General features: G+C 65.7%; 3 protein-coding genes and 1 pseudogene. All 4 read right to left on the bottom strand.

Annotation, left to right across the window (positions count from 1 at the left end):
• Window positions 1-88 precede the first annotated feature (88 nt).
• Window positions 89-871: an AAA family ATPase gene (locus VGD20_RS05160; RefSeq protein WP_331133420.1), complete on the bottom strand. Its 783-nt coding sequence runs from the start codon at window positions 869-871 to the stop codon at window positions 89-91.
• Window positions 868-1,527, bottom strand: coding sequence for a 16S rRNA (guanine(527)-N(7))-methyltransferase RsmG (rsmG, locus tag VGD20_RS05155; protein ID WP_331133419.1), 660 nt, complete (start codon window positions 1,525-1,527; stop codon window positions 868-870). Before rsmG ends, VGD20_RS05160 begins: the two co-directional genes overlap by 4 nt.
• 42 nt (window positions 1,528-1,569) lie before the next feature.
• On the bottom strand, window positions 1,570-3,438 hold the full coding sequence (gene mnmG / locus VGD20_RS05150) for a tRNA uridine-5-carboxymethylaminomethyl(34) synthesis enzyme MnmG (RefSeq protein WP_331133418.1): 1,869 nt from the start codon (window positions 3,436-3,438) through the stop codon (window positions 1,570-1,572).
• Between the two features lie 75 nt (window positions 3,439-3,513).
• Window positions 3,514-4,074: pseudogene (locus tag VGD20_RS05145) on the bottom strand (tRNA uridine-5-carboxymethylaminomethyl(34) synthesis GTPase MnmE); the annotation flags it as partial.

Here is a 4,074-nt window from a genome sequence, read left to right as displayed (position 1 = left end):
CGCCGAACAGCGCATTCAGCCCGCGACCGAGCCCCGAGGGCCGCTTGCGCGCCGGAGAATTTCCACTTTCTTCTTTATTATCAGCCATTTATGCCGCCTTGCGGATATCGGGAAGCCGGTCGATCAACTCGCGCGCCAGCGCAATATAGGCCGCCGACCCCGCGCAGCGATGGTCGTAGATCAGCGCCGGCAAGCCATGGCTCGGCGCTTCGGACAGGCGGACGTTGCGCGGGATCACCGTTTCGAACACCACCGGCCCCAGCACTTCGCGGACATCGTCCGACACCTGGTCGGTCAGCCGGTTGCGCCGGTCGAACATCGTCAGCGCGACACCAAGGATCGACAAGCGCTGGTTGAAGCGCTCACGCACACGCTCGACCGTCGTGAGCAACTGGCTCAGCCCCTCGAGCGCAAAAAACTCGCATTGCAACGGCACGATCAGCGATTCGGCAGCGATCAGGGCGTTGAGTGTCAGCATGCCCAGCGAGGGCGGGCAATCGATCAGGCAGATATCCCATTGCCCCGCCTCGGTGCTCGACAGCGCTTGCTGCAGGCGGTGCAAACGGTCCTGAAATTCGATCAGCTCGATCTCGGCGCCCGACAGATCGACCGTCGCGGGAACGATATCGAGCCGCGGTACCGCGGTCGGAATCGCACATTCGGCGAGCGTCGAATCGCCGCGAAGCAGCTCGTAACTCGAAAATTCGCGCTGTGACTGCTTGATTCCCAGCCCGGTCGAGGCGTTGCCCTGCGGATCGAGATCGATGATCAGCGTCCGCCAGCCGGTTGCCGCAAGCGCGGTCGCCAGGTTGATCGCGGTCGTCGTCTTGCCGACCCCGCCCTTCTGGTTTGCCACGGCAATGCGGATCATCGCTTTCCTCGCTGTTTTGCCGCGATCCTGCCGGTGCCAACCAGAATCTGGCTCTCGGCGTCGGTACGGCTCTGTTCCACGTGGAACATTCTCTGCCATGGCTGGGGCAGCAACGCCAGTTCCTTAACCGCGTTTCGGCCCTTTGGCAGCAGCCATTGCGTCGATTCGGTGGAAAAACGCGCGGATAAGTCGAGCAACCGGTCGAGCGGGGCGAACGCGCGCGCGCTGATCGTTGCCGCAAGATGCGTTTCGATACGCTCAAGCGGCGCCTCGGCAACCTCGACATGCGTCAGATCGAGTTCGCCAGCGACCGCGCGCAGAAAGTCGCACCGGCGCCGGCGCGATTCGACGAGCAGCATCGGTCGCGCACACAGGATCGCAACCACCAGCCCGGGCAGCCCCGGCCCGCTCCCGAGATCGATCCAGAGCCCCTCTCCCTCACGCGTGTCGAATGACAAAAGCTGTGCACTGTCGGCGATATGCCGAACCCAGATCGTCGGGATCGTCGACGCGGCGATCAGATTTTGCAGCGCATTTTCGGCAACGAGCATTTCGACAAAGCGATCGAGCTTCGTCCACTGGTCAGCGGTCGGCGCAAAGGTGCTGTCGACCCAAGCCCGTGCGGCCTCTTCATTTGCCAGAAGTTCAAAGGACATCGCTCGCCCCCTGTGCAGATATGAAGCGATACCGCGGGATGATCACGCCGCGCGCCGCCGGCTGTGCACCATGATGGCGGTCAGCGCCGCCGGCGTCACCCCGTCGATCCGCGCCGCCTGCCCCAGCGTCTCGGGCCGGGCTTTCGTCAACCGCTCGACCATCTCGCGAGAGAGTCCGCCGATCGCCGCATAGTCGAGCGCCGGATCGAGCAGGATCGCCTCATTCGCCGCAAGTGCGCGAAGTTCGGCGTCCTGCCGCGCGATATAGGGCGCATAATGTGCATCCTCGGCAACCTCTGAGAGGATCGCGGTATCGATCGATCCTAGTTCGGGCGCGAGCAGTGCGAGTCGTCCGATCGACATCTCGGGATAGCGCAGCAGATCGATCCGCCGACGCGCGATCCCGTCGCCCGGCAGCGCCAGCCCGATCGCGGCATAATCGGCGGTCGCGACCGGCGCATCGAGCAGTGACTCCGCCCGCTCCCGCTCAGCCTGGCGGGCATCGAACAGGGCTGCGGTCGCCGGCCGCACCAGTCCCAGCGCAATCCCCTTCGGCGTCAGGCGCGTTGCGGCATTGTCGGCACGCAACCGCAACCGGTATTCGGCGCGCGCGGTGAGCATCCGGTAGGGCTCGGTCACCCCCTGCAACACCAGATCGTCAACCATCACCCCGATATAGGATATGCTCCGGTCGAGGATCAGCGGATCGCGGCCAAGCGTCGCGAGCGCGGCATTCGCGCCCGCGATCAGCCCCTGCGCCGCCGCCTCCTCATAGCCGGTCGTTCCGTTGATCTGCCCCGCACACCAGACACCCGACATCGCGCGGACCTGCAGCGTCCGGTCGAGTGCGCGCGGATCGATATGATCATATTCGACCGCATAGCCCGGCACGACCATCTCGACGGTCTCCAGCCCCTCCATCGTGCGCAGCATCGCGAGCTGCACATCGGCGGGGAGCGACGTCGAAATGCCGTTCGGATAGACGAGCGATGAGTCGAGCCCCTCCGGCTCGAGAAACACCTGATGTCCGTCGCGATCGGCAAACCGGTGGATCTTGTCCTCGATCGACGGGCAGTAGCGCGGCCCCGCCGCGCCGATCGCGCCGGTGAACAGCGGCGAACGATCGAGGTTTGCCGCGATGATCGCATGGCTCTCGCTATTGGTGCGCGTGATCGCGCAAAATATCTGCGGCACCGACCGTTTGCTGTTCCACGTGGAACAGGTCCAGCTTGCCCCCTCGGCGCTGTCCGACGGCTGCTCGGCGAGCCGCGCCCAGTCGATCGTCCGCCCGTCGAGCCGCGGCGGTGTGCCAGTCTTGAGCCGCGCCATCGGAAGATCGGCGGCGCGAAGCTGGCTGGCGAGCCGGTGTGCGCCGGCCTCGCCGATGCGCCCGCCTTCCATCCGCTCTTCGCCGCGAAACAGACGCCCGCCAAGAAAGGTGCCCGTCGCGAGCACGACTGCGCCCGCAGCGAGCACCGACCCGTTTGCGAGTTCGAGACCCTCGACCCGCCGGTCATCCGACAAACGCAGCGCCGAAGCCTCCCCCGCAACGACGGTGATATTGTCCTCGGCCGCCAGCAGCGCCTGGATCGCGTCGCGATAGAGCTTGCGGTCGGCCTGGATACGCGGTCCCTGCACCGCCGCGCCTTTCGATGCGTTGAGCATCCGGTAGTGAATCGCCGCGCTGTCCGCCGCGCGCGCCATCCAGCCATCGAGCGCATCGACTTCGCGCATCAGATGGCCTTTTCCAAGCCCGCCGATCGCCGGATTGCACGACATCGTCCCGATCAGCGCGGGGTCGAAGCTGACGAGCGCGACGCGCGCGCCAAGGCGCGACGCGGCCGCGGCGGCCTCGGTTCCGGCGTGCCCACCGCCGACGACGATGACATCGAAAATTGCTTCATCCTGCATGATTGCGGCGCCTTTAGCGCAAAGTGCGCAGCGAATCCACCGCGTCGCGACCGATGCGATGTTTCACGTGGAACATCATTTCCCGATGCAGAAACGCCCGAAGAGCGCGTCGAGCATGTCTTCGACTCCGGCGCGTCCGGTAATCCGGTCCAGCGCGATTGCGGCAAGCCTGAGCCGCTCGGCGAGCAGGATCAAATCGCTCGCCTCGCGCGATCCCGGCTCGATCGTCAGCCATTCGCGCGCCTCGGCGAGCGCCGCGCGCTGACGCTGGCGCAGCGCCGCCTCGCCCTCGCGCGGCAGCATGGTTCGCGCCATCGCGACGATATATTTGTGGAGCTTGTCCATCCCCTCACCGGTCGCTGCGGACAGGATGAGGTCGCAATGCGCCGCACCGGCTTCGGCTGCCGCGTCGCCGCGCCAGCGGTCGGATTGCGCCGCGATCAGGATTGTGCGCGGATGCCCGGGCACGTCTTTCGGCGCTCCGAGCCACAGCAATATATCGGCGCGCTCGACGGCGGTCTTCGCGCGATCGATACCGATCTTCTCGATCGCATCGGCACTTTCCGCGCGAATTCCCGCCGTATCCGAGAAACGCATCGCGATCCCGTCGAGCGCAAGCGGGGTTTCGATCACGTC

This window comes from Sphingopyxis sp. (genome assembly GCF_036402335.1).
Taxonomy (GTDB): Bacteria; Pseudomonadota; Alphaproteobacteria; order Sphingomonadales; family Sphingomonadaceae; genus Sphingopyxis.
Note: the sequence above shows the minus strand (reverse complement) of the source record. Positions and strands in the feature narration are given on the sequence as shown.